The sequence below is a fragment of the Novosphingobium sp. 1529 genome, assembly GCF_040544855.1.
Classification (GTDB): Bacteria; Pseudomonadota; Alphaproteobacteria; order Sphingomonadales; family Sphingomonadaceae; genus Novosphingobium; species Novosphingobium capsulatum.
In genome coordinates, this window is sequence record NZ_JBEPKW010000010.1 from 136,347 (window position 1) to 155,213 (window position 18,867).

Sequence of the window (18,867 nt, forward strand, 5' to 3'; positions counted from 1 at the left end):
GAACGGGCGCGCGCAAGGCGCCCGCAAGGGAGTGACAGGTATCATGGGTTATCGGGTTGTAGTGGTGGGTGCGACGGGCAATGTTGGCCGTGAGATGCTCAACATCCTGGCCGAGCGCGAATTCCCGATCGACGAGATCGCCGTGCTGGCCTCTTCGCGCTCGCAGGGCAGCGAGATCGATTTCGGTGAAACCGGCAAGAAGCTCAAGGTGCAGAACGTCGAGCATTTCGACTTCACTGGCTGGGATATCGCGCTGTTCGCCGCAGGCTCGGCGCCGACCAAGATCTATGCGCCCAAGGCCGCATCGCAGGGCTGCGTGGTGATCGACAACTCGTCGCTCTATCGCATGGACCCGGACGTGCCGCTGATCGTGCCCGAAGTGAACCCCGATGCGATCGACGGGTACAAGGCGCGCAACATCATCGCCAACCCCAACTGCTCCACCGCGCAGATGGTCGTGGCGCTCAAGCCGCTGCACGACAAGGCCAAGATCAAGCGCGTGGTTGTGGCCACCTATCAGTCGGTGTCGGGCGCCGGCAAGGAAGGCATGGACGAACTGTTCGAGCAGAGCCGCGCGATCTTCGTGGGCGATCAGGTCGAACCCAAGAAGTTCACCAAGCAGATCGCCTTCAACGTGATCCCGCACATCGACAGCTTCCTGGATGATGGTTCGACCAAGGAAGAGTGGAAGATGGTGGCCGAAACCAAGAAGATCCTTGATCCCAAGGTCAAGGTCACGGCAACCTGCGTGCGCGTGCCGGTGTTCATCGGCCACTCCGAAGCGATCAACCTGGAATTCGAGGACGAAATCTCGGCCGTCGAAGCCCAGGACCTGCTGCGCGAAGCGCCGGGCGTGATGCTGGTCGATAAGCGCGAGGACGGCGGCTATGTCACGCCGGTGGAATGCGTGGGCGATTATGCCACCTACGTTTCGCGCGTGCGCGAAGACTCCACCGTCGACAACGGCCTGTCGCTGTGGTGCGTGTCTGACAACCTGCGCAAGGGCGCGGCGCTCAACGCCGTGCAGATTGCCGAACTGCTGGGCCGTCGCCACCTCAAGAAGGGGTGAGCTCGCACACCTTTTGGGTATAGAAAAGGCCCCGGTATCCGCGCTGGATACCGGGGCCTTTTTGTTTGTGGCTACGCAGATTACTGCGTGACGCGGGTGGTGGTGGTTACCGTGCTGGCGGCGGAAGCCGTGCGCACCGGGGTATGCGTGGTGCGGCGGGCCACCTTGCGAACCGTGACCTTCTTCACCGGCGCGCGGGCTGCGCCCTGGGTGGTGACAGTGGTTTCCACCGTGGCCGGCGCGGGCTGCGGCGTGGTCAGCGCCACGGCAGCGGCCTGACGGGCAGCGGCGGCGTCAGCGGCTGAGGACTGCGCGGCAGCGGTGGCGACATCGGCGCGGGCGTTGGCGGCATCGGCCTGCTGCTGCGCGGCATCGGCCTGGGCCTGCGCGTTGGCGACGGCTGCAGCCGACTGGCGCGCGGCCATCTCGGCCTTGTGCTTCTGCATCATGCCAATCGCCGTATCGGCAAGGGCCGAGGCGTGGATGGCGTCATCGATCGCTTCCGGCTTGTGGCCGGCCGACAGATTTTCCTGGGCGTGGGCCAGCGCTGCCTTGGCCTGCGCGGTTTCGCCCGGGCGGAATTCGGCGGTGCCGAGCTGTTCGGCGGTATCGATCTTGGCCTGCGCGGCGGCAATCGCCTGGCGGGCGCGTTCGGCCTTGCCGGTGGCATGGGCGGGGGCCGAGAAACCGGCGATCATGGCAGTGGCCGCCAGCAGCGGCGCGACGAGCTTGGTCTTGGTCATCGAACGATCTCCACTATGGGATGGCCGTGTGCGGCCGTGTTGGCAGGGGGAACCGCAAGCGGCGCGTTTGCGTTCCGCCGCGCTTTCGGTTCATCGTCAACGCGATGCGGTTTGGCGCAGAGGTGTGCCTGCTGTGCGGCAAAGCGAGTGATGCGGGGTTGCGCTGGGCCTGCGCAAAAGAAAGAATGCCAACCCCGAAACTAGAGATTGGCGCTATAGGCATTGCCGAAGCGCACCCCACGCCAGTATGGCCGCCGTCAAGGGCCAGGTTGGTCTTTGCACGTCGCCGGAGGGACAATGTTCGCACACTTCGATGCCCTTCACGCGGTTGCCGGCCTGCTGGTTGGCATTCTCGTGGGCCTGACGGGTGTTGGCGGCGGGTCGCTGATGACCCCGATCCTGGTGCTGATCTTCGGGATCAACCCCGGCACGGCGGTGGGCACCGATCTGCTGTTTGCCTCGCTGACCAAGGTGGTCGGCTCCACCGTGCACGGCAAGCGCAACACGATCGATTGGCCAATCATGGCGCGCCTGGCCGCAGGCAGCGTGCCCGCAGCGATTGCCGCGCTGGTCGTGCTGTCGTGGGCGGGCAAGGTGGGCGGGCACACCAGCCACACCATCCTGCTGGTTCTCGGGGTAATGTTGATCCTCACCTCGATCGCCACGCTGTTTCAAAAGCGGATCGTGGCGATGGTCCGCCATGTCGACGCAACGCAGGTGGGCCTGGGCACCGCTGACGAGGCCAAGCCAGTCTGGGCGACCGTGCTGCTGGGCGTCGTGCTGGGCGTGCTGGTCTCGATCTCGTCGGTGGGGGCAGGGGCGATCGGCGTGACTGCGCTGCTCATGCTCTATCCCACCTTGCGGATTTCGCGCATCGTCGGCACCGATATCGCCCATGCCGTGCCGCTGACCATGGTGGCCGGCTTTGGCCACTGGATCATCGGCGACGTCAATCTGGCGCTGCTCGTGGCGCTGCTGCTTGGCTCTATCCCCGGGGTGATCATCGGCAGCCTGTTGTCGACCCGCGCGCCCGACCGTATCCTGCGGCCGGCGCTGGCCGCCGTTCTGTTCATATCCGGGATCAAGTTGCTGACCTGATGGAAAAGACCACCACGTTTTTCGACGGTTTCGATGGCGCCCGCCTGGCGCTGCATGAAATGGGGACCGGGCGCCCGGTCATCCTGCTGCACGGGCTGTTTTCCTCGGCCGAGATCAACTGGATCAAGTTCGGCACGGCGGCGCAGCTGGCCGCAGCCGGTTTTCGCTGCCTGATGCCCGATCTGCGCGCCCATGGGCAAAGCGCGGCGCCGCATGCGGCAAAAGCCTATCCGTCTGATGTCTTGGCCCGCGATGCCCAGGCGCTGGTGACCCACCTGGGCCTGGTCGATTTCGATCTGGTCGGATTTTCGCTTGGCGCCCGCACTGCGACACGCAGCGTGATCGCCGCGCCGCCGTTGCAACGGCTGACACCGCGCCGGCTGGTGCTGGCCGGGATGGGGCTGGAAGGACTAGCCGGCTGGAACCAGCGCCTGGCCTTCTTTCGCGACGTGATCGATCGCTTCGGCACGATCCGCCATGGCGATCCGGCCTATCTTTCGCAGCAGTTCCTCAAGAGCAGCGGAATCGATCGCGCCGCCGTGCGCCAGTTGCTGGGCGCGATGGAGGATACCGATCCCCAGGCGCTGGCCGCGATCACCATGCCCACGCTGGTCTTGTGCGGCGATCAGGACAACGACAACGGCTCGGCCGACAATCTGGCGGCCGCCTTGCCCAACGCACGGCGCGCCACCATTCCCGGCACGCACATGGGCTGTGTCACGCGGCCCGAACTGGGCGCGGAACTGGTTTCATTTTTGACCGCCTCGGCTTGACCTGAGCCCGTTTGGGCGGCACCCCACCGGCAATGGCCACGCCGCGCGCGTGGCGGACCGGTTCAGGGAGTGCCCCCAAGATGAAGTCCCTTGTTTCCACCCTCGCGCTGGTGGCGGCCACGCTGACCGCGCCTGCGGCGCTTGCCGCCGCACCCACCACAGCGGCGCCGTCTGCTGCCACCCCGGCCACGGTCGATGCCTGGCTGGCCCAGGCTGACAAGGCCTATGCCGATCAGACGGTCACCTCGGGCCGCGCCGAATGGGTCTATGAGACCTATATCACCGACGATACTGCCCAGATCACCGCCGATGCCGGCGCGACGATGAGCAAGCTGCAGGTGGCGCAGGCCAAGCAGGCCGCCGAATTTGCCAAGGTGCCGGGCCTGTCGCCCGAAACCCTGCGCAAGCTGACGATGATCCGCACCCAGATCACCAGCCCGGCGCCATCCACCCCCGGCGCGGCCGAGGAATTCGCCGCGCTGCAGGCGCGCATCCAGGGCCTTTACGGCAAGGGCCACGGCACCCTGCGCGGTCAGCCGATCAACGGCAGCGATATCGAAGAGGCCATGGCCACCGATCGCAACCCGGATGAACTCAAGGAAATGTGGCTGTCGTGGCACGACAGCGTCGGCACGCCGATGAAGGCTGACTATGCCAAGATGGTCGAGATCGCCAACGCCGGCGCGCGCGAGCTGGGCTATCCTGACACCGGTGCGCTGTGGCGCGCCAATTATGACATGACGCCCGACCAGTTCGCCGCGATGACCGAAAAGGTCTGGGGCGAAGTGCGCCCGCTCTACCAGCAGCTGCACTGCTATGTGCGCGGCAAGCTCAATGCCAAGTATGGTGACGCGGTGCAGCCCAACAAGGGCCCGATCCGCGCCGATCTGCTGGGCAATATGTGGGCGCAGGAATGGGGCGGCATTTACGATGTGGTCGCCCCGCAGGGTGCAGGCGACATCGGCTATGACCTGACCGGCCTGCTCAAGGACAAGGGCTATGACCCGCTCAAGATGGTCAAGACCGGGGAGGGCTTCTACACCTCGCTCGGTTTCCAGCCGCTGCCCGCCACGTTCTGGCAGCGCTCGCAGTTCACCAAGCCGCGTGACCGCGATGTGGTTTGCCATGCCTCGGCCTGGGATCTCGACAATGTCGATGACCTGCGCATCAAGATGTGCATCAAGGTCGATGCCTCGGATTTCGTGACCATCCACCACGAACTCGGCCACAATTTCTATCAGCGCGCCTACAACCAGCAGCCTTCACGCTGGTACATGGAAGGCGCCAACGACGGCTTCCACGAGGCGATCGGCGATACCATGGCGCTGTCGATCACGCCCGATTACCTGGTGAAGCTTGGCCTGCTCGATCCGTCCAAGGTGCCCGGCCCTGACAAGGATATCGGCCTGCTGCTGCGCCAGGCGATGGACAAGGTGGCGTTCCTGCCGTTCGGCCTGCTGATCGATCGCTGGCGCTGGGGCGTGTTCTCGGGCCAGATCGCGCCGGCCGATTATGAAAAGGCGTGGAACGAGATGCGCCTGTCCTACCAGGGCGTGGTGCCACCGGGGCCGCGCGGGGCTGATGCCTTTGATCCGGGGGCGAAGTACCACGTGCCGGCGGGCGTGCCCTATACCCGCTATTTCCTGGCGCGCATCCTGCAGTTCCAGTTCTATGAAGCGGCCTGCAAGGAAGCCGGCTGGAAGGGCCCGCTGCACCGTTGCAGCTTCTATGGCAATCCCAAGGTCGGGGCCAAGCTCGATGCCATGCTCAAGATGGGCGCGTCCAAGCCCTGGCCCGATGCGCTGCAGGTGTTCACCGGCACGCGCGAGATGAGCGGCGGGGCGATGCTGCGCTATTTCGCGCCGCTCACCGCGTGGCTGAAGAAGCAGAACGCGGGCGCGGACTGCGGCTGGTAAATCCCGCGTCGCAGCAGGGCGCATAAAGCCAGGCAAGAGGCCGGATTCCTGGGTGAATCCGGCCTCTTTTTGCGTGCGGTGCAGCGCAAGCCATGGATTTCACAGGGTGAATTTACGCGCTTGCCACGCCCCGGCAGGTATGAGACGCTTTGCTCAACAAAACAGAACACACATGTTGAGGATGCTGGGGATGGAAATCAAACTTCCCGCCATTGCTTGCGCTGTTGTTGGCGGCATCCTGCTCGCCACGGCGCCCAGCGCCCAGGCGGAAACCGTTTCGGCCATGACGCCCGCCAGCGTGGTCACCGCGCTCAAGGCGCAGGGCTATGTCGCCACGCTAGGGCAGGATTCCTCGGGCGATCCGCTGGTCACGGCCGAAATCGGCGGCTGGCGTTCGCAAGTGGTGTTCTATGACTGCAACGAGGTGACGCACGGCGCCTGCCAGTCGCTGCAGTTTTCCAGCAGCTTTCACCCCGAACGCCCGTTTGACGCGGAAAAGGCCGTGGCTTTCGTCAACGCCAACCGCTTTGGCGCGGTCTCGGTGGCGGCAGACAAGTCTGTCACCGTGTCATGGGACGTGATCACCGGCAGCGGGATTGATACCTCGGTGTTTGCCATGGTGGTCAAATCCTATCGCATGGCGCTCGATTCGATCGGCAGCGAGGTGTTCCCCGCATCCGGCCATCCGCAGCTGGCCAGCGCGGCGCGCTGACGGCTACAGTCCTCCGTCATCCCGGACTTGATCCGGGATCCCGCTTCTTCACATCAAGCTCAGCGTGGAAGGAAAGCTGGACCCCGGATCAAGTCCGGGGTGACGTCGGGAGTGTGCAGGGGCGTAATATCACCGGAACGGCGGCTCGTTGAACGCGCGCAGCTTGCGGCTGTGCAGGCGGTCGCCCTCGGCGCGGAGCAGGGCGCAGGCGGTGGTGCCGATTTCCAGGTGGGCGGCAATCGCTTCTTCGTAAAAGCGGTTGGCCTGGCCGGGCAGCTTGATCTCGCCGTGCAGCGGCTTGTCCGACACGCACAGCAGCGTGCCATAGGGCACGCGGAAGCGATAGCCTTGCGCGGCGATCGTGGCGCTTTCCATGTCGATCCCGACAGCGCGGCTCAGGCTGAGGCGGCGGGCGGAATGGGCATAGCGCAGTTCCCAGTTGCGATCGTCGGTGGTCACGATCGTGCCGGTGCGCATGCGCGTCTTGAGGTCTGCCCCGCCGCTGCCGCTGACCACTTCGGCGGCCTGGGCCAGCGCCACCTGCACTTCGGCGATGGCCGGCACTGGGATTTCGGGCGGCAACACGTCATCCAGCACGTGATCATCGCGCAGATAGGCATGGGCCAGCACATAGTCGCCGATCTTCTGTGTGGGGCGCAGGCCGCCGCAGTGGCCGATCATCAGCCAGGCTTCGGGGCGCAGCACGGCCAGGTGATCGCAGATCGTCTTGGCGTTGGAGGGGCCGACGCCGATGTTGACCAGGGTGATGCCCGAGCGATCCGGGCGGATCAGGTGATAGGCCGGCATCTGGTGGCGACGCCAGGCGGTATCAGACAGCCGCTCGCGCGCGTGGGGCGTGGCCGCATCGAGCGCCAGGCCACCCGCGCCGGTCAGTGCGACGAATTCATCCTGGCCCAGCTGGCGCCCGGCCCAATCGACGAATTCATCGACATAGCGGTGATAGTTGGTGAACAGGATATAGCGCTGAAAATCGGCCGGGTTGGTGCCGGTGTAGTGCGCCAGGCGGGCTAGGCTGAAATCGGTGCGCAGGCCGTCGAACAGCGCCAGCGGCGCCGCGCCCGCCCCGCCATCGAGACTGGCATCCAGCGCATCGGCGATCTCGTCGCCGATATGGGCGAGGTCGGTGGTGGGGAAATGCTTGGCCAAGTCGTTGGGCGAGACCGAGCCAAAACCCAGGCTGCCATCGACCACATAGGGAAAGGGGATTTCCTGGGCCGAGGTCGCCACTTCCAGCGTCACCTCATAGTCCACCATCAGCAGGCCCAGCTGCTCTTCCAGGTAATCGGCAAACAGCGCGGGCCGGGTGATCGTGGTGGCATAGCTGCCCGGCCGTGTCAGGCGGCCAAAGGCGCGGCCGGCGGCGGTGCCATGGCTGACCCCGGCAAAGTGCAAGCGCAGCTCGGGATAGCAATAGGCGCCGTTCTGGCGCACGGCCGGATCGGGCAGGGTGCCATCGGCGATATAGCGGGTGATATCGCCGCGCAGCCGGGCGCAGGCCGCTTCATGGCGGGCGGCGAGTTCGGCAATGATGGCAGCAGGAGAGGTGGCGGTGAAAATGTCGCTTGCGTTCATGCCTTCGATGTAGCGCAGCACGATGACAGCGCAAGGGCAGCAGCAGCTGGCCGTGGCAGGTCGGCCTGTCGCCCAGCAAAAAAGGCGCCCCGGTGAGGGAGCGCCTTTTCTGTTTGCTGCCAATGCCGGCAACGACGGGATCAGGCTTGCGCCTCGCCCTCGTCGAGCAGGTCGGCCGGGATTTCGCCCGGTTCGGCATTGGGATCGTAGTCTTCGGTGAAACCGCCGGTGTCGCCTTCGAACATGGCGTCGATCACGTCGACACCCTTCGACTGCAGTTCGGCTTCGTCAGGCGAACGGGCGACGTTCACCTTGACGTTGACCGACACTTCGGGGTGCAGCGAAACGCGCACGTCGAACAGGCCGATGGTCTTGATCGGGCGTTCGAGCACGATCATCGACTTGGAAACCTTGGCGCCATCGGCAACCAGGGCGTCGACGATGTCGCGCACCGAGACCGAACCATAGAGCTGGCCAGAGTTGGACGAAGCGCGGATGAGCACCACTTCCTTGCCTTCGACCGAGCCGGCTTCGCCCTTGGCTTCTTCGCGGCGCGCCGCGTTTTCAGCTTCGATGCGGGCGCGGTTGGCTTCGAAGACCTTGCGGTTGGCTTCGTTGGCGCGCAGGGCCTTCTTGTTGGGAAGAAGGAAATTGCGGGCGTAACCGTCCTTGACGGAAACTTCATCGCCGATGTGGCCGAGCTTTTCGATGCGCTCGAGCAGGATGATCTGCATGGCTGGCGCTCCTTACTTCACGATGTAGGGCAGGAGGCCGATGTGCCGGGCGCGCTTGATCGCCTGGCTCAGCTCACGCTGCTTCTTCGCCGAAACGGCGGTGATGCGCGACGGGACGATCTTGCCACGTTCGGACATGAAGCCCTGGAGCAGGCGCACATCCTTGTAGTCGATCTTCGGAGCGTTCTTGCCCGAGAACGGGCAGCTCTTGCGACGGCGGAAAAACGGACGAGCCATGGCTTATTCCCCTTCGCGTTCGCGACGACGGCTGCGTTCGCGGTCGTTCTTGCGCATCATCACCGACGGGCCGGCTTCGTGTTCTTCCACGCGCACGGTCATGTAGCGGATGACGTCTTCGTTGATCGCGGTCTGGCGTTCCAGCTCGGCCACGACGCCCGCGGGGGCTTCGATGTTGAGCATCACGAAGTGCGCCTTGCGGTTCTTCTGGATCTTGTAGGCCAGCGAGCGCAGGCCCCAGGTTTCGGTCTTGGTGACCTTGCCCTGGTTCGATTCCACGATTTCGGTGGCGGTAGCGGCAAGCGCATCGACCTGAGCCTGGCTCAGATCCTGGCGCGCCAGAAACACATGCTCGTAAAGCGGCATGCTTCGCGTCCTTTATCTAGTCTAACCGATCGCTGGCTTGTCCGCGGGATTGCGGGGCCCCTCCGGCTTTCTTCGTGCTTCCTGCGGCGATTCGCGCGCAAGAGAGGTGGCCCTTAGCCCTTCTGGGCCGGAATGCAAGCCATTCAGCCTGTTTTGGCGGAGGCATCGCCGCGCGTGCGTGGGGCCAGGCGCTGCCCGCCAAAGACCACGGCGAGCAGCGGAATGCGCCGCACCACCAGGAACATCAGGATCGACAGGCCCAGCACCAGCGCCGAAAGCGCGGCCCACTGCATGGTGGGAAAGGGCCAGTCCGCCGCGCCCAGCTTTGCCAGCCCCAGGATCACCAGCATCGCCACGATCATGTGAAACAGATAGATCGCCATGGCGCCGTCCACCAGGAACGAGACGGTGCGGCTGGGCCGATCGAACAGGTGCGCCAAAAGGCGGAACACGATCAGCGACATGGCATAAGTGAGCGCGCAGGCCAGGGCGCCATCCACGATGCGCAGGGCGGGTGCGGGATCACCGTCCCAGCCCAGATGCGGGCGCACCAGCGGATCGAGCAGGAAATGCCCCAGCATCAATGGCGGCGCCGCGAACCAGGGCCAACGCCCCTCGAATGCGAACAGCTGGCTGCCCAGCTTGAGCCGCCAGCCTAGCGCGCCGATCACGAATGCGGGCAGATACTGGCCATAGCGCAGCAGCAGTTCCTGCTCGAACACCGCCTCGTTGTCTTGCAGGCCCAGCACCTGCGCGCCCCAGGCAAGGCCAGCGCCCCAGGCGGCGAGCGCTAGCAGCGGGATCGGCCAGGTGCCGCGATCCAGGCCCAGCAGCGGCCGCCACACGCCATCGGGCACGACGGCGCGGCGTGGGCGGAGCGCATAGGTAAATATGAAGGCCAGCAGCACGATCAGGAACCACAGGTGTTCGAACGCCAGTGGCCAGCCATAGAGCCCCGGCGCCCAGGCGGCCGAGAGCATGACTTTGAGGTGATACTGGATCACCGCCAGGCTGGCGATGCTGGCCACCAGCGGCAGCGCCACGCGCATCATCCGATCGCCCAGCCATGACCGCCGCCCGCGCCGGGCGCTGGCCATGCCGGAGAAATAGCCGGCCAGGATGAAGAAGGCTGACATGCGGAAGGAATGGATGAACGACAGGCCCACCCCCAGCACCGGATTGGCCATCCAGGCGGGAAAGCCCGGCGACAGGATCATCGTGGCGGTGGTGCCGACGTGAAAGGGAATGCCCAGCAGGAGCAGGACCGCGCGCGCCGCATCGAGATGATGGAGGCGTTGCTGCATCAAGACGGGGCGTTCAGGTCAGCAGGCGGCAGGGCAGGGCGCATGGCCAGCCCCGTAACCCCGCCGCGCGCCCGCGTCCATGGCCAAGCCGCGTGCTGCGGCCAATTGCCAGTCTTGCGCGGCAATCAGGGCAGGCACCAGGGCTGTGCGTGCCAAAGGTCAGGCGGCGTCGCGGATGCTGGGCTTGGTCGGGCGGCCCAGCGCCATGCGGCGGTGATGGCCCACGGCAAAATCGCTGATCAGCGTGGCAAACACGTCTTCATGCAGCGGGTGGTCGAATTCCAGGCCCGAGGTCATCGGTTCGGACCACGCGATGAACGCCAGCTTGGGCTTGAGGCCGGGCAGCATCAGCATGATCGGCTCACCGATGCGCTGCTTTTCGAGTCCCTCGATCCGCGCGCCATAGGGCGTCAGATCTTTGAGCATGACGGTGGCCCGCACCAGCCCATGCTTGACGCGCACGGGCAGTTCCACGCCGATGCGGGGGAAGCGGCGCGCCTCTGCGCTGTTCGCGCCGGGCGTGGGCGGCATGCCGGGGCCGCCTTCGCGCGGGCCGGTTGCATCCAATTCCTGCTTGCGAAACATGGTGTTCTCCACTGGCCAAATGCCTTTGACCGGGAAGAACGGCGGATGCCGGGCAGGTTTCAGCCGCCCGCGCAGATTACCTCGCGAACCGCGCAAGGATCAGCGCGCGGCGAGCTGCTTTTCCACCAGCGCAATGGCGGCCGCCACGGCGGTTTCGCGCCCCAGGGCCGAGGTGTCGAGCAAGGCGGCGCCCGGCGCCTGGCGCAGCGGCGCAGTGGCGCGGCCGGCGTCCCGTGCGTCGCGCGCGGCCAGGTCTGCCTCGATCTCTTCGCGGGAGACGGTGCGGCCCTGGCCGGTCATTTCCGCCCAGCGGCGCAGCGCGCGCGAGGCCACGCTGGCGGTCACGTAAAGCTTGGCATCGGCGTGCGGGGCAATCACCGTGGCGATGTCGCGCCCATCGAGCACCGCGCCGCCCGGCTGGTTGGCAAAGGCCTGCTGCCGCTCAAGCAAGGCGGCGCGCACCGCCGGGTGGATCGAGACGCGGCTGGCCAGGCCCCCGGTCGCTTCCGAGCGCAGATCGGGATCGGCCAGCAGGCTTTCGGGAAAGGCCGTGGCGGCCAGGGCATCGGCCGGATCATCGGGGTTGCCGCCCTGCAGCGCCACCTGGCGGCCGACCGCGCGATAGAGCAGCCCGGTATCGAGGTGCGGCAGCCCGAAATGGGCGGCCAGCGCGCGGGCGATCGTGCCCTTGCCCGATGCAGTGGGGCCATCGATGGCGATGATCATCGCGCCTTGTTCCTTCTGTCGTGCAGTGCCTTGCCCAGGCCCCACAGCGCGATGGCCGACCAGAACCCTTCCAGCACCAGCGAGGCGGGGTTGAGGTTGACCATCAGCGACACGGTCAGCAGTGCGGCACCGGCCAGATTGGTGCCGTGCTGCACGAACGGATTGGGCCGTCGGCCATGCGCGCCCTCGCGGGTGGTGTAGCCATAGGCCAGGATGATGCAGGCCATGCCGATGAAGCCGCAGATATTGGCGAAAAGCGGCGATAGCGTCATGCGGCGGTGGCCGTGGCGATCAACTGTTCGAACACCGGGAAGCTCGTGGCGATCGGGCGGGTATCGTCGATGCCCACGCCATTGGCGCTGGCCAGGCCCGCCACCGCCATCGACATGGCGATGCGGTGATCCAGATGCGTGGCCACGCTGGCATCAGCCGGCGTGCCGGGCAGCGGGGCGCCGCCGGTGCCATCGATGATCATGCCGTCTTCGGTTTCGGTGACGCGTGCGCCGGCCAGTTCCAGCGCCACGCGCATGACGGTGATGCGGTCGGACTCCTTCACACGCAGCTCTTCCAGCCCGCGCGTGATCGTGCGGCCCTGGGCATGGGCGGCGGCCACGAACAGTACGGGGAATTCATCGACCATGCTGGGCACCACGGCGGGATCGACATCGATGCCGGTGAGGGCAGAGGCGCGCACGCGCAGATCGGCCACCGGCTCTCCGCCCACGTCGCGGCGATCGATTTCCTCGATGCTGCCGCCCATCAGGCGCAGCACGTCGAACAGCGCGGCGCGGGTGGGATTGAGGCCGACATTCTCGATCACCAGGTCGGAACCCGGCACGATTAGTGCGGCCACGACAAAGAACGCGGCCGACGAGGGATCGCCCGGCACGGTGATCGCCTGCGGCTTGAGCTCGGCCTCACCCACCAGGCGGATGACCCGCGCGCCGTCGCTGGCGATCTCGACCGACAGATCGGCGCCAAAGCCCTTTAGCATGCGCTCGGAATGATCGCGCGTCGGGATCGGCTCGATCACCGTGGTAATGCCTGGCGTGTTGAGTCCGGCGAGCAGCACCGCGCTTTTCACCTGGGCCGAGGCGACCGGCAGGCGATAGCTAAGCGGCACCGGCGTGGCCGCACCTTCCACGATCAGCGGCAGGCGCCCGCCGGGATAGGCGGTGAAGCGCGCGCCCACCTGGCTGAGCGGATCGATCACCCGGCCCATCGGCCGCTTGGACAGGCTGCCATCGCCCACGAAGCAGGCGGTGATCGGATGGCTGGCGACCAGCCCCATCAGCAGGCGGGTGGAGGTGCCCGAGTTGCCCATGTCGAGCGCGCCGGCCGGTTGCAGCAGCCCACCCACGCCCACGCCCGCGACCAGCCAATCGCCATTGGCCTGGCGTTCGATCGTGGCGCCCATGGCGCGCATGGCCGCGGCCGTCGAAAGCACGTCTTCGCCTTCGAGCAGGCCGGTCACGCGGGTTTCCCCCACGGCCAGCGCGCCCAGCATGATCGAGCGATGGCTGATCGACTTGTCACCGGGCACGCGAATCCGGCCCTTGAGAGGCCCCTGGGCAGAAAAGCGGCGGGGGCGCATCAGGGCGGGATCGGAATGGCTGCTCACGGGCTCGGTCTTTCCAGAATGGCAAAAGGGCGGCAAAAACGCGCGGCTTTTGACAGCGCGCGGCCACTATGGCAAGGCGCGCGCCGCAGTCTGTCGTGCGCACGCTTGATTTCCGGGTAACGCGCCCCCAAGACGTTTTTTTGGTTCCGGTCCGCGCCGCATCGGCAGCGGGCGAGCTTTTCGAGGATTATTCATGGTCAAGCCTGAATGGGGCGCCAAGCATAGCTGTCCGAAGTGCGGCACCCGCTTTTACGACCTCGGCAATGCCGACCCGGTCACGTGCGTGGAATGCAAGTATTCCTGGCATCCTGAGCCGGTGCTCAAGTCCAAGCAGCCGATCCCCTATGAAGAGATCCAGAAGGAGAAGGTCGAGGCCGATGCCGACGTCGATCTGGCCGAAGAGGATCTGGACATCGACGAGGACGGCGATTCGCCCGACAACGACGTCGACCTGGGTGGCGACGACGATCTCGGCGTAGGCGCCCACGAAGGCGAGGACGACGATAACTAAGGGTTTCCGGCCGGGCCGGGGGATGTCCACAGGACATTTTCCGGCAGGCCGGTAAAATTGGCGAGAGGCGCAAAAAAGCCTCTTGCCAGCCGCCACCCTCTCCCTTAGAGGCGCGGCTCCCGGCGATGATCACCTTCTGGTGTGACCGCAGGGCAGGGTGCCTCCCAGGGCATTCTGGCAGACTTTCGGGGCCGTAGCTCAGCTGGGAGAGCGCTACAATGGCATTGTAGAGGTCAGGGGTTCGATCCCCCTCGGCTCCACCAGTCTGCGAAAAACCCTGGTTTTCCAGGGTGCTTCGTTCCTTGTGGACGATATATGCCTGGAACGTGTGGGGCCGTAGCTCAGCTGGGAGAGCGCTACAATGGCATTGTAGAGGTCAGGGGTTCGATCCCCCTCGGCTCCACCAGTTCCCTTCCAAAAAGCCCCGCAAGCCGCGGGGCTTTTTGCGTTTCGGGGCTCAAGTCATTCGCGTTCGGGCACCGGCACGTTGAAGCCATTGAGTGTGACCGACACCAGGGCATAGAGGCCGACCAGGAAGATCAGTTCCTCCACGCCAGCCTGGCCGAACGTCTGCTTGGCCAGGGCATAGACCGGCTCGGGCAGCACACCCCCGCGCGAGAGGGCATAGGCAAGGTCGAAAGCCACGCTTTCGTCCTCGGCCAGGTCTGCCGGCTTGAGATCGGCGGTGAGGGTGGCGAGGCGCTGCGCGCTCATCCCTTCCTTTTCCGCCACGGCGACGTGGGCATAGATTTCATAGGCGGCGTCATAGCGCGCGCCCACGGTCAGGATCACGATCTGGCGCACGCGATCGGGCACGGTGGCCTTGGCCGTCAGCGCCAGGGTCAGATCCCAGATTGCCTTGCCGATTTGCGGCGAATGCAGCCACGGGTTCCACGGCCCCATCAGGGCGCCGGATTCGTCGATCACCTTGAAGGCGTTGAAGTTGCTGGCAATGCCTTCACGCATCGCCTCGTAAAGCGGCTTCTGTTCGTCGGTCAGCTGTGACGGCGGAATGAGCGGCAGGCGCATGGGCGCTCCTTTTTGTGCGGTGCAACAGGTCCCGTGCCTGCAATCCGCCCATGGCCTGCCGGTTCCGCCCGCGCTTACATTTTCAGGCCGATCTCGCGCAGGCGTTCCTGCAGGTAATCGTCAGCCGTGATCGACACGGGATAGCGATCGGGATTTTCCGCCGTGATGCACTGCGGCAGGGTGTGGAACGGGAAATCGCTGCGCAGGTGCAGGAAGAACGGCATCGAATAGCGGCTGTAGCTGGCCCGCGCGCCATCGGGATTGCGCACGCGGTGGGTGGTTGATGGCAGGACGTGGTTGGTCAGGCGCTGCAGCATGTCGCCGATGTTGACCACCAGTGCGCCGGGCGGGGGTGAAACCTCGATCCAGCGGCCATCGCGGGCCAGCAGTTCCAGGCCCGCTTCCTCGGCGCCGAGCAGCAGGGTGATGAGATTGATATCCTCGTGCGCGCCGGCGCGGATCGCGCCGTCCGGGGCGCCGGGCACCGGCGGATAATGCAGCAGGCGCAGCACCGAATTGCCATCGGCAATGGCCGGATCGAACCAGTGCTCGTCCAGCCCCAGCCACACCGCGATGCGCGAGAGGATGCGCGCGCCGACCTGATCGAAAGCGGCGTAAAGCGTGGTGAAGGTTTCGTGGAAACCCGCGATCTCGGCCGGCCAGACATTGGGCGGCATCGCCCCGGCGAGGGGGTGACCAACCGGCAGGTCGCGGCCGACGTGCCAGAATTCCTTCAGGTCGCTGACCTTGGCGCCCTTGGCGATCTCGGTGCGGAACGGCGTATAGCCGCGCGCGCCGCCGATGCCGGGAACCGCATAGGCGCGCTTTTGCGCATCGGGCAGGGCAAAGAAGGCCTGGGTCTGCGCCCAGGCGCGCGCCACCAGATCGGCGTCAAGGCCGTGGTCCTTGACCATGGCAAAGCCGAATTGCTGGAAACTGGCACCGATATCGTGGGAAAGTTCTGCCGGATCGGCAGCCAGGGACAGGACGGGTAGAGTATCGAGGTTCATTTGGCTCCCCGGGGGAAAATGCGGTATGGGCGCGCCTCTATCCCCATAGTCCGCAAGGTTTCCATGATTCAGATCAGTGCCGATACCCAGCTTTGGCTGATGAAGTCCGAACCCGACGTATATAGCTGGGACGACCTGGTCAGCGAAGGCGAGGGCACCTGGGATGGCGTGCGCAACCACTTGGCGGCGCGTAACCTGCGGACGATGAAGGAAGGCGACCTTACGTTCTTCTATCACTCCAACATCGGCAAGGAAATAGTTGGCATTGCAACGATCAGCGTGCCCGGCCTGACCGACCCCACCGATCCCGACGGCAAGTGGGCAGCGGTGAAGGTCAAGCCCGTGGCCAAGCTGGTGCGCCCGGTCAGCCTCAAGACGATCAAGGCCACGCCTGATCTGGCTGACATGGAATTGCTGCGCCTGTCGCGTCTGTCGGTCTCGGCAGTGCGCCCCGCCGAATGGGATCATATCCTGGCGATGGCCGGCGGCACGGTCTGACCACGGCCGCCCGCCGCTCATTGTTGGCCATGCTGCCCTTTGGGCCCGTCGCTCAACCGTTCGTCTCACAGGTTGGAACCAAAGCCGCGCCCAAGGCGTAGTTGCTTTCGAAGGATGCGGCCGGCTTCCCCCTCTCACGGCCGCATCCACCCCACCTTTTCAAGGAGATACGCCATGGGTGAGCTCAAGGATCGCGCCAAGGGTCTGACCAACGAAGCGGTTGGCAACATCAAGGAAGCCGCCGGCAAGATGACCGACAACGGCAAGCTTCAGGCCGAAGGCCTGGCCCAGCAGGCCAAGGGCAAGACCCAGCAGGCCGCTGGCAAGGTCAAGGGTGCGCTGGGCGACGATATCTAATCGACGTTGCTGACAGTCCCTGAATGGTCTGACCTGTAATGGTCTGGCGGGCCGCCCTTTTCCCAGGGCGGCCCGCTTTGTTTTGGGCGGGTGATTGTGCGGCCTGTCCCATGACGGAACGCCGCCGAATTGGCGGCGACTGCGCCGGTGCCATCATGGTTAAAATCGCGTTAAAGCGGATAGCCATGCTCGAATCCACGCCCCAACCCGCCGGCCCTGGTGCCCAGGCACCCGGCCACCCGTTCCGCGCCACCCTGCCGCGCCGCGTGCTGCTGCCGATGCCGGTGTTCGAGCCAGAAGTGCAGGCGGCCATGGCGCGCGCCGCGCTGCGCTCCCAGCCGATGAACTGGAAGCGCATCACCGTGCAGGACGTGAAGGAATTCCTGATGGCCTACTGCGCCTGCTTCATGGCGATCATGGCCTTCATGAGCTGATCGCCGGGGCGAGCAGCGGGGGCTGTCTAACCCGCCATCTCGTCAAACGTGTGGGTTTCCTGCGCGCCCAGGTGGGCCACTTCGGCGCGATAGAGCAGCCAGCCGAGCCATGCCGAAAACAGGCAGAGAATGCCCGTCAGCAGCAACTGGTCGACAATGCGCATGCCCGCTGCCGTCAGGCCCATGGCCAGCAGCGAGCCGGCAAGCATGGCGCCGGAATTGACGATGTTGTTGGCCGCAATCGTGCGCGCTGCCTCGCACTTTTCCACCACCGTGGTGAGAAAGGCATAGAGCGGCACGATGAACATGCCCCCGGTGATGGCGATGCCCAGCAGCGTGCCGATCAGCGGCACGGCCAGCGGCGCGGTGATGAAAGCCGTGAGGTTGAGCAGGCCGCGCTGTGCTGGCACCGGCCAGGCCGCGCAGACGAAGTGGAAGCCGACGACGAACAGCGCGGTCCCGACCACGCAGATCGGGGCATAGCGGGCCGAAACCGTGCCCTTGAGCAGGCGGTTGATCGAGACCGAGCCGATCGCGATCCCCACCGAGAAGATCACCAGGAACAGGCTGGCCACTTCCTTGCTGCAACCCAGCACGTTCTTGGCCAGCGGTGGGAACTGCACGAACAGGATCGCGCCCACGGCCCAGAAGAAGCTGATCGCCGCAATGGCCAGGAACACCCGTGGATGGCGCGTGGTGGAATGGACCAGGCGATAGAGCGAGACCACCTGATCGGCCACCACCACCGGCACCAGGCCCAGCGCGCGCAGCACATTGCGCGGGCGCGCCAGGAACGGGCGCAGCAGGGGCAGGGCGAGCGGTTCGTTCGGCTGTTCGGGCGGGGCGGGGGGCACGCTGCGGCCGGCAAAGAAGCCGATCAGCGCGGTGACGATCACTGTAACCGCCGCTGCCGGCGCAGAGATATAGCCGGCCACGATCGTGCCGGCCAGGATCGCCATGTAGGTACCCGCTTCGACCAGGCCAGTGCCGGCCAGCACTTCATCGGCATGAAGATGCTGGGGCAGGATGGCGTACTTGATCGGGCCGAAAAACGTGGAATGCACGCCCATGGCGAAGAGCGCCAGCAGCATCAGCGGGATGGCCAGCCCTTCGACATGGAAGCCCTTCCACGCCAGCAGCAGACCGGTGGCGCCGACGGTCATGATCCCGATCTCGCAGGTTTTGACGATGCGGATGATGCGGGCCTTGTCGCGCATGTCGGCCAATTGGCCCGACAGGGCGGACAGCGCCACGAACGGGATGATGAACAGCGCGGTGGCCATGCCGGAAAAATGCGCTTCGGCTTTTTCCGAATTGTACACGTTGAACACCACGAACAGCACCATGGCATTCTTGAACAGATTGTCGTTGAACGCGCCCAGTAACTGGGTGACGAACAATGGCAGGAAGCGACGGGCGCGAAGGAGATGCGTTGTAGTTGTCATTCTAAGCGGTGCCGGGCATCCCTGGTCTCTGTTCCGCCTGCCTTAGCGCGCCACGCCGGGTGGGCAAGGGGCAAGCGGTGGGCGCCACAAGATTTAACCCGCAGCC

General features: G+C 65.5%; 22 protein-coding genes and 2 tRNA genes. 11 read left to right on the plus strand and 13 right to left on the minus strand.

Annotated elements, in window-relative coordinates; all coding sequences use genetic code 11:
- Nucleotides 1–43 precede the first annotated feature (43 nt).
- On the plus strand, nt 44–1,069 hold the full coding sequence (locus ABIC78_RS17025; protein ID WP_054132743.1) for an aspartate-semialdehyde dehydrogenase: 1,026 nt from the start codon (nt 44–46) through the stop codon (nt 1,067–1,069).
- 80 nt (nt 1,070–1,149) lie between these two features.
- Here the strand turns inward: ABIC78_RS17025 and ABIC78_RS17030 are convergent, their stop codons facing one another.
- The gene (locus ABIC78_RS17030; protein ID WP_168352849.1) at nt 1,150–1,812 is read right to left on the minus strand and encodes a hypothetical protein; all 663 of its coding nucleotides are present in this window, start codon (nt 1,810–1,812) and stop codon (nt 1,150–1,152) included.
- 297 nt (nt 1,813–2,109) lie between these two features.
- Between ABIC78_RS17030 and ABIC78_RS17035 the strand changes: the two genes are divergently transcribed.
- From ABIC78_RS17035 to ABIC78_RS17050, 4 genes are all read left to right on the plus strand, one after another.
- Nucleotides 2,110–2,910: a sulfite exporter TauE/SafE family protein gene (locus tag ABIC78_RS17035; RefSeq protein WP_022674836.1), complete on the plus strand. Its 801-nt coding sequence runs from the start codon at nt 2,110–2,112 to the stop codon at nt 2,908–2,910.
- Nucleotides 2,910–3,683, plus strand: a complete 774-nt coding sequence (locus ABIC78_RS17040) for an alpha/beta fold hydrolase (RefSeq protein ID WP_354490952.1) — start codon at nt 2,910–2,912, stop codon at nt 3,681–3,683. The genes ABIC78_RS17035 and ABIC78_RS17040 overlap by 1 nt, the downstream gene beginning before the upstream one ends.
- Nucleotides 3,684–3,763: 80 nt before the next feature.
- Nucleotides 3,764–5,599 (plus strand): M2 family metallopeptidase, encoded by a 1,836-nt coding sequence (locus ABIC78_RS17045; protein WP_354490954.1) that lies wholly within the window; start codon nt 3,764–3,766, stop codon nt 5,597–5,599.
- 190 nt (nt 5,600–5,789) lie between these two features.
- Nucleotides 5,790–6,311 (plus strand): YbjN domain-containing protein, encoded by a 522-nt coding sequence (locus tag ABIC78_RS17050; RefSeq protein ID WP_168352853.1) that lies wholly within the window; start codon nt 5,790–5,792, stop codon nt 6,309–6,311.
- Between the two features lie 129 nt (nt 6,312–6,440).
- Here the strand turns inward: ABIC78_RS17050 and ABIC78_RS17055 are convergent, their stop codons facing one another.
- The 9 genes from ABIC78_RS17055 to aroA form a co-directional block, all read right to left on the minus strand.
- A complete protein-coding gene (locus ABIC78_RS17055; RefSeq protein ID WP_082208963.1) occupies nt 6,441–7,904 on the minus strand; it encodes an AMP nucleosidase in 1,464 nt (487 codons plus the stop codon).
- A 140-nt stretch (nt 7,905–8,044) separates the two neighbouring features.
- Complete coding sequence (rplI, locus tag ABIC78_RS17060) at nt 8,045–8,638, minus strand: 50S ribosomal protein L9 (protein WP_354490956.1); 594 nt, start codon at nt 8,636–8,638, stop codon at nt 8,045–8,047.
- 12 nt (nt 8,639–8,650) lie between these two features.
- The gene (gene rpsR, locus ABIC78_RS17065; RefSeq protein WP_011445073.1) at nt 8,651–8,875 is read right to left on the minus strand and encodes a 30S ribosomal protein S18; all 225 of its coding nucleotides are present in this window, start codon (nt 8,873–8,875) and stop codon (nt 8,651–8,653) included.
- Nucleotides 8,876–8,878: 3 nt separating this feature from the next.
- The gene (rpsF, locus tag ABIC78_RS17070) at nt 8,879–9,241 is read right to left on the minus strand and encodes a 30S ribosomal protein S6 (protein WP_022674842.1); all 363 of its coding nucleotides are present in this window, start codon (nt 9,239–9,241) and stop codon (nt 8,879–8,881) included.
- A 143-nt stretch (nt 9,242–9,384) separates the two neighbouring features.
- The gene (locus ABIC78_RS17075; RefSeq protein WP_354490959.1) at nt 9,385–10,545 is read right to left on the minus strand and encodes an acyltransferase family protein; all 1,161 of its coding nucleotides are present in this window, start codon (nt 10,543–10,545) and stop codon (nt 9,385–9,387) included.
- A 159-nt stretch (nt 10,546–10,704) separates the two neighbouring features.
- On the minus strand, nt 10,705–11,130 hold the full coding sequence (locus ABIC78_RS17080) for a PilZ domain-containing protein (RefSeq protein WP_022674844.1): 426 nt from the start codon (nt 11,128–11,130) through the stop codon (nt 10,705–10,707).
- A 99-nt stretch (nt 11,131–11,229) separates the two neighbouring features.
- A complete protein-coding gene (locus tag ABIC78_RS17085; protein WP_354490961.1) occupies nt 11,230–11,856 on the minus strand; it encodes a (d)CMP kinase in 627 nt (208 codons plus the stop codon).
- Nucleotides 11,853–12,128 carry a CBU_0592 family membrane protein gene (locus ABIC78_RS17090; RefSeq protein ID WP_022675693.1) on the minus strand — a complete coding sequence of 92 codons (276 nt, stop codon included), beginning with the start codon at nt 12,126–12,128 and terminating at the stop codon, nt 11,853–11,855. Before ABIC78_RS17090 ends, ABIC78_RS17085 begins: the two co-directional genes overlap by 4 nt.
- Entirely contained in the window at nt 12,125–13,450 is a 1,326-nt protein-coding gene (aroA, locus tag ABIC78_RS17095; protein ID WP_354490994.1) for a 3-phosphoshikimate 1-carboxyvinyltransferase, read from the minus strand. Before aroA ends, ABIC78_RS17090 begins: the two co-directional genes overlap by 4 nt.
- Before the next feature lie 220 nt (nt 13,451–13,670).
- Here aroA and ABIC78_RS17100 point away from each other — a divergent pair, with 220 nt between their 5' ends.
- From ABIC78_RS17100 to ABIC78_RS17110, 3 genes are all read left to right on the plus strand, one after another.
- Entirely contained in the window at nt 13,671–13,988 is a 318-nt protein-coding gene (locus ABIC78_RS17100) for a TIGR02300 family protein (protein ID WP_022675695.1), read from the plus strand.
- A gap of 187 nt (nt 13,989–14,175) precedes the next feature.
- Nucleotides 14,176–14,251: transfer RNA gene (locus ABIC78_RS17105), tRNA-Ala, on the plus strand.
- Nucleotides 14,252–14,318: 67 nt separating this feature from the next.
- Nucleotides 14,319–14,394 (plus strand) — tRNA-Ala (locus tag ABIC78_RS17110).
- 56 nt (nt 14,395–14,450) lie between these two features.
- On the opposite strand, the gene ABIC78_RS17115 is transcribed toward ABIC78_RS17110, so the two are convergent.
- On the minus strand, nt 14,451–15,017 hold the full coding sequence (locus tag ABIC78_RS17115; RefSeq protein ID WP_062784904.1) for a carboxymuconolactone decarboxylase family protein: 567 nt from the start codon (nt 15,015–15,017) through the stop codon (nt 14,451–14,453).
- Between the two features lie 74 nt (nt 15,018–15,091).
- Complete coding sequence (locus tag ABIC78_RS17120) at nt 15,092–16,027, minus strand: isopenicillin N synthase family dioxygenase (RefSeq protein WP_354490964.1); 936 nt, start codon at nt 16,025–16,027, stop codon at nt 15,092–15,094.
- Nucleotides 16,028–16,090: 63 nt separating this feature from the next.
- Here ABIC78_RS17120 and ABIC78_RS17125 point away from each other — a divergent pair, with 63 nt between their 5' ends.
- From ABIC78_RS17125 to ABIC78_RS17135, 3 genes are all read left to right on the plus strand, one after another.
- A complete protein-coding gene (locus ABIC78_RS17125) occupies nt 16,091–16,525 on the plus strand; it encodes an EVE domain-containing protein (protein WP_062784900.1) in 435 nt (144 codons plus the stop codon).
- A gap of 174 nt (nt 16,526–16,699) precedes the next feature.
- The gene (locus tag ABIC78_RS17130; protein WP_062784898.1) at nt 16,700–16,882 is read left to right on the plus strand and encodes a CsbD family protein; all 183 of its coding nucleotides are present in this window, start codon (nt 16,700–16,702) and stop codon (nt 16,880–16,882) included.
- Between the two features lie 185 nt (nt 16,883–17,067).
- Nucleotides 17,068–17,316 carry a hypothetical protein gene (locus tag ABIC78_RS17135; protein WP_171796397.1) on the plus strand — a complete coding sequence of 83 codons (249 nt, stop codon included), beginning with the start codon at nt 17,068–17,070 and terminating at the stop codon, nt 17,314–17,316.
- A gap of 26 nt (nt 17,317–17,342) precedes the next feature.
- On the opposite strand, the gene ABIC78_RS17140 is transcribed toward ABIC78_RS17135, so the two are convergent.
- On the minus strand, nt 17,343–18,761 hold the full coding sequence (locus ABIC78_RS17140) for an MFS transporter (RefSeq protein ID WP_022675701.1): 1,419 nt from the start codon (nt 18,759–18,761) through the stop codon (nt 17,343–17,345).
- Nucleotides 18,762–18,867 lie beyond the last annotated feature (106 nt).

Excerpts from the sequence above, each read along its gene's own strand:
- ABIC78_RS17090 (WP_022675693.1), bottom strand. The coding sequence starts at position 12,128 with ATGACGCTATCGCCGCTTTTCGCCAATATCTGCGGCTTCATCGGCATG.
- ABIC78_RS17125 (WP_062784900.1), top strand. The coding sequence starts at position 16,091 with ATGATTCAGATCAGTGCCGATACCCAGCTTTGGCTGATGAAGTCCGAA.
- ABIC78_RS17055 (WP_082208963.1), bottom strand. The coding sequence starts at position 7,904 with ATGAACGCAAGCGACATTTTCACCGCCACCTCTCCTGCTGCCATCATT.
- ABIC78_RS17035 (WP_022674836.1), top strand. The coding sequence starts at position 2,110 with ATGTTCGCACACTTCGATGCCCTTCACGCGGTTGCCGGCCTGCTGGTT.
- rplI (WP_354490956.1), bottom strand. The coding sequence starts at position 8,638 with ATGCAGATCATCCTGCTCGAGCGCATCGAAAAGCTCGGCCACATCGGC.
- rpsF (WP_022674842.1), bottom strand. The coding sequence starts at position 9,241 with ATGCCGCTTTACGAGCATGTGTTTCTGGCGCGCCAGGATCTGAGCCAG.
- ABIC78_RS17120 (WP_354490964.1), bottom strand. The coding sequence starts at position 16,027 with ATGAACCTCGATACTCTACCCGTCCTGTCCCTGGCTGCCGATCCGGCA.
- ABIC78_RS17045 (WP_354490954.1), top strand. The coding sequence starts at position 3,764 with ATGAAGTCCCTTGTTTCCACCCTCGCGCTGGTGGCGGCCACGCTGACC.
- ABIC78_RS17050 (WP_168352853.1), top strand. The coding sequence starts at position 5,790 with ATGGAAATCAAACTTCCCGCCATTGCTTGCGCTGTTGTTGGCGGCATC.
- ABIC78_RS17085 (WP_354490961.1), bottom strand. The coding sequence starts at position 11,856 with ATGATCATCGCCATCGATGGCCCCACTGCATCGGGCAAGGGCACGATC.
- ABIC78_RS17130 (WP_062784898.1), top strand. The coding sequence starts at position 16,700 with ATGGGTGAGCTCAAGGATCGCGCCAAGGGTCTGACCAACGAAGCGGTT.
- ABIC78_RS17040 (WP_354490952.1), top strand. The coding sequence starts at position 2,910 with ATGGAAAAGACCACCACGTTTTTCGACGGTTTCGATGGCGCCCGCCTG.
- ABIC78_RS17140 (WP_022675701.1), bottom strand. The coding sequence starts at position 18,761 with ATGACAACTACAACGCATCTCCTTCGCGCCCGTCGCTTCCTGCCATTG.
- rpsR (WP_011445073.1), bottom strand. The coding sequence starts at position 8,875 with ATGGCTCGTCCGTTTTTCCGCCGTCGCAAGAGCTGCCCGTTCTCGGGC.
- ABIC78_RS17100 (WP_022675695.1), top strand. The coding sequence starts at position 13,671 with ATGGTCAAGCCTGAATGGGGCGCCAAGCATAGCTGTCCGAAGTGCGGC.
- ABIC78_RS17025 (WP_054132743.1), top strand. The coding sequence starts at position 44 with ATGGGTTATCGGGTTGTAGTGGTGGGTGCGACGGGCAATGTTGGCCGT.
- ABIC78_RS17030 (WP_168352849.1), bottom strand. The coding sequence starts at position 1,812 with ATGACCAAGACCAAGCTCGTCGCGCCGCTGCTGGCGGCCACTGCCATG.
- ABIC78_RS17075 (WP_354490959.1), bottom strand. The coding sequence starts at position 10,545 with ATGCAGCAACGCCTCCATCATCTCGATGCGGCGCGCGCGGTCCTGCTC.
- ABIC78_RS17115 (WP_062784904.1), bottom strand. The coding sequence starts at position 15,017 with ATGCGCCTGCCGCTCATTCCGCCGTCACAGCTGACCGACGAACAGAAG.
- aroA (WP_354490994.1), bottom strand. The coding sequence starts at position 13,450 with ATGCGCCCCCGCCGCTTTTCTGCCCAGGGGCCTCTCAAGGGCCGGATT.
- ABIC78_RS17135 (WP_171796397.1), top strand. The coding sequence starts at position 17,068 with ATGCTCGAATCCACGCCCCAACCCGCCGGCCCTGGTGCCCAGGCACCC.
- ABIC78_RS17080 (WP_022674844.1), bottom strand. The coding sequence starts at position 11,130 with ATGTTTCGCAAGCAGGAATTGGATGCAACCGGCCCGCGCGAAGGCGGC.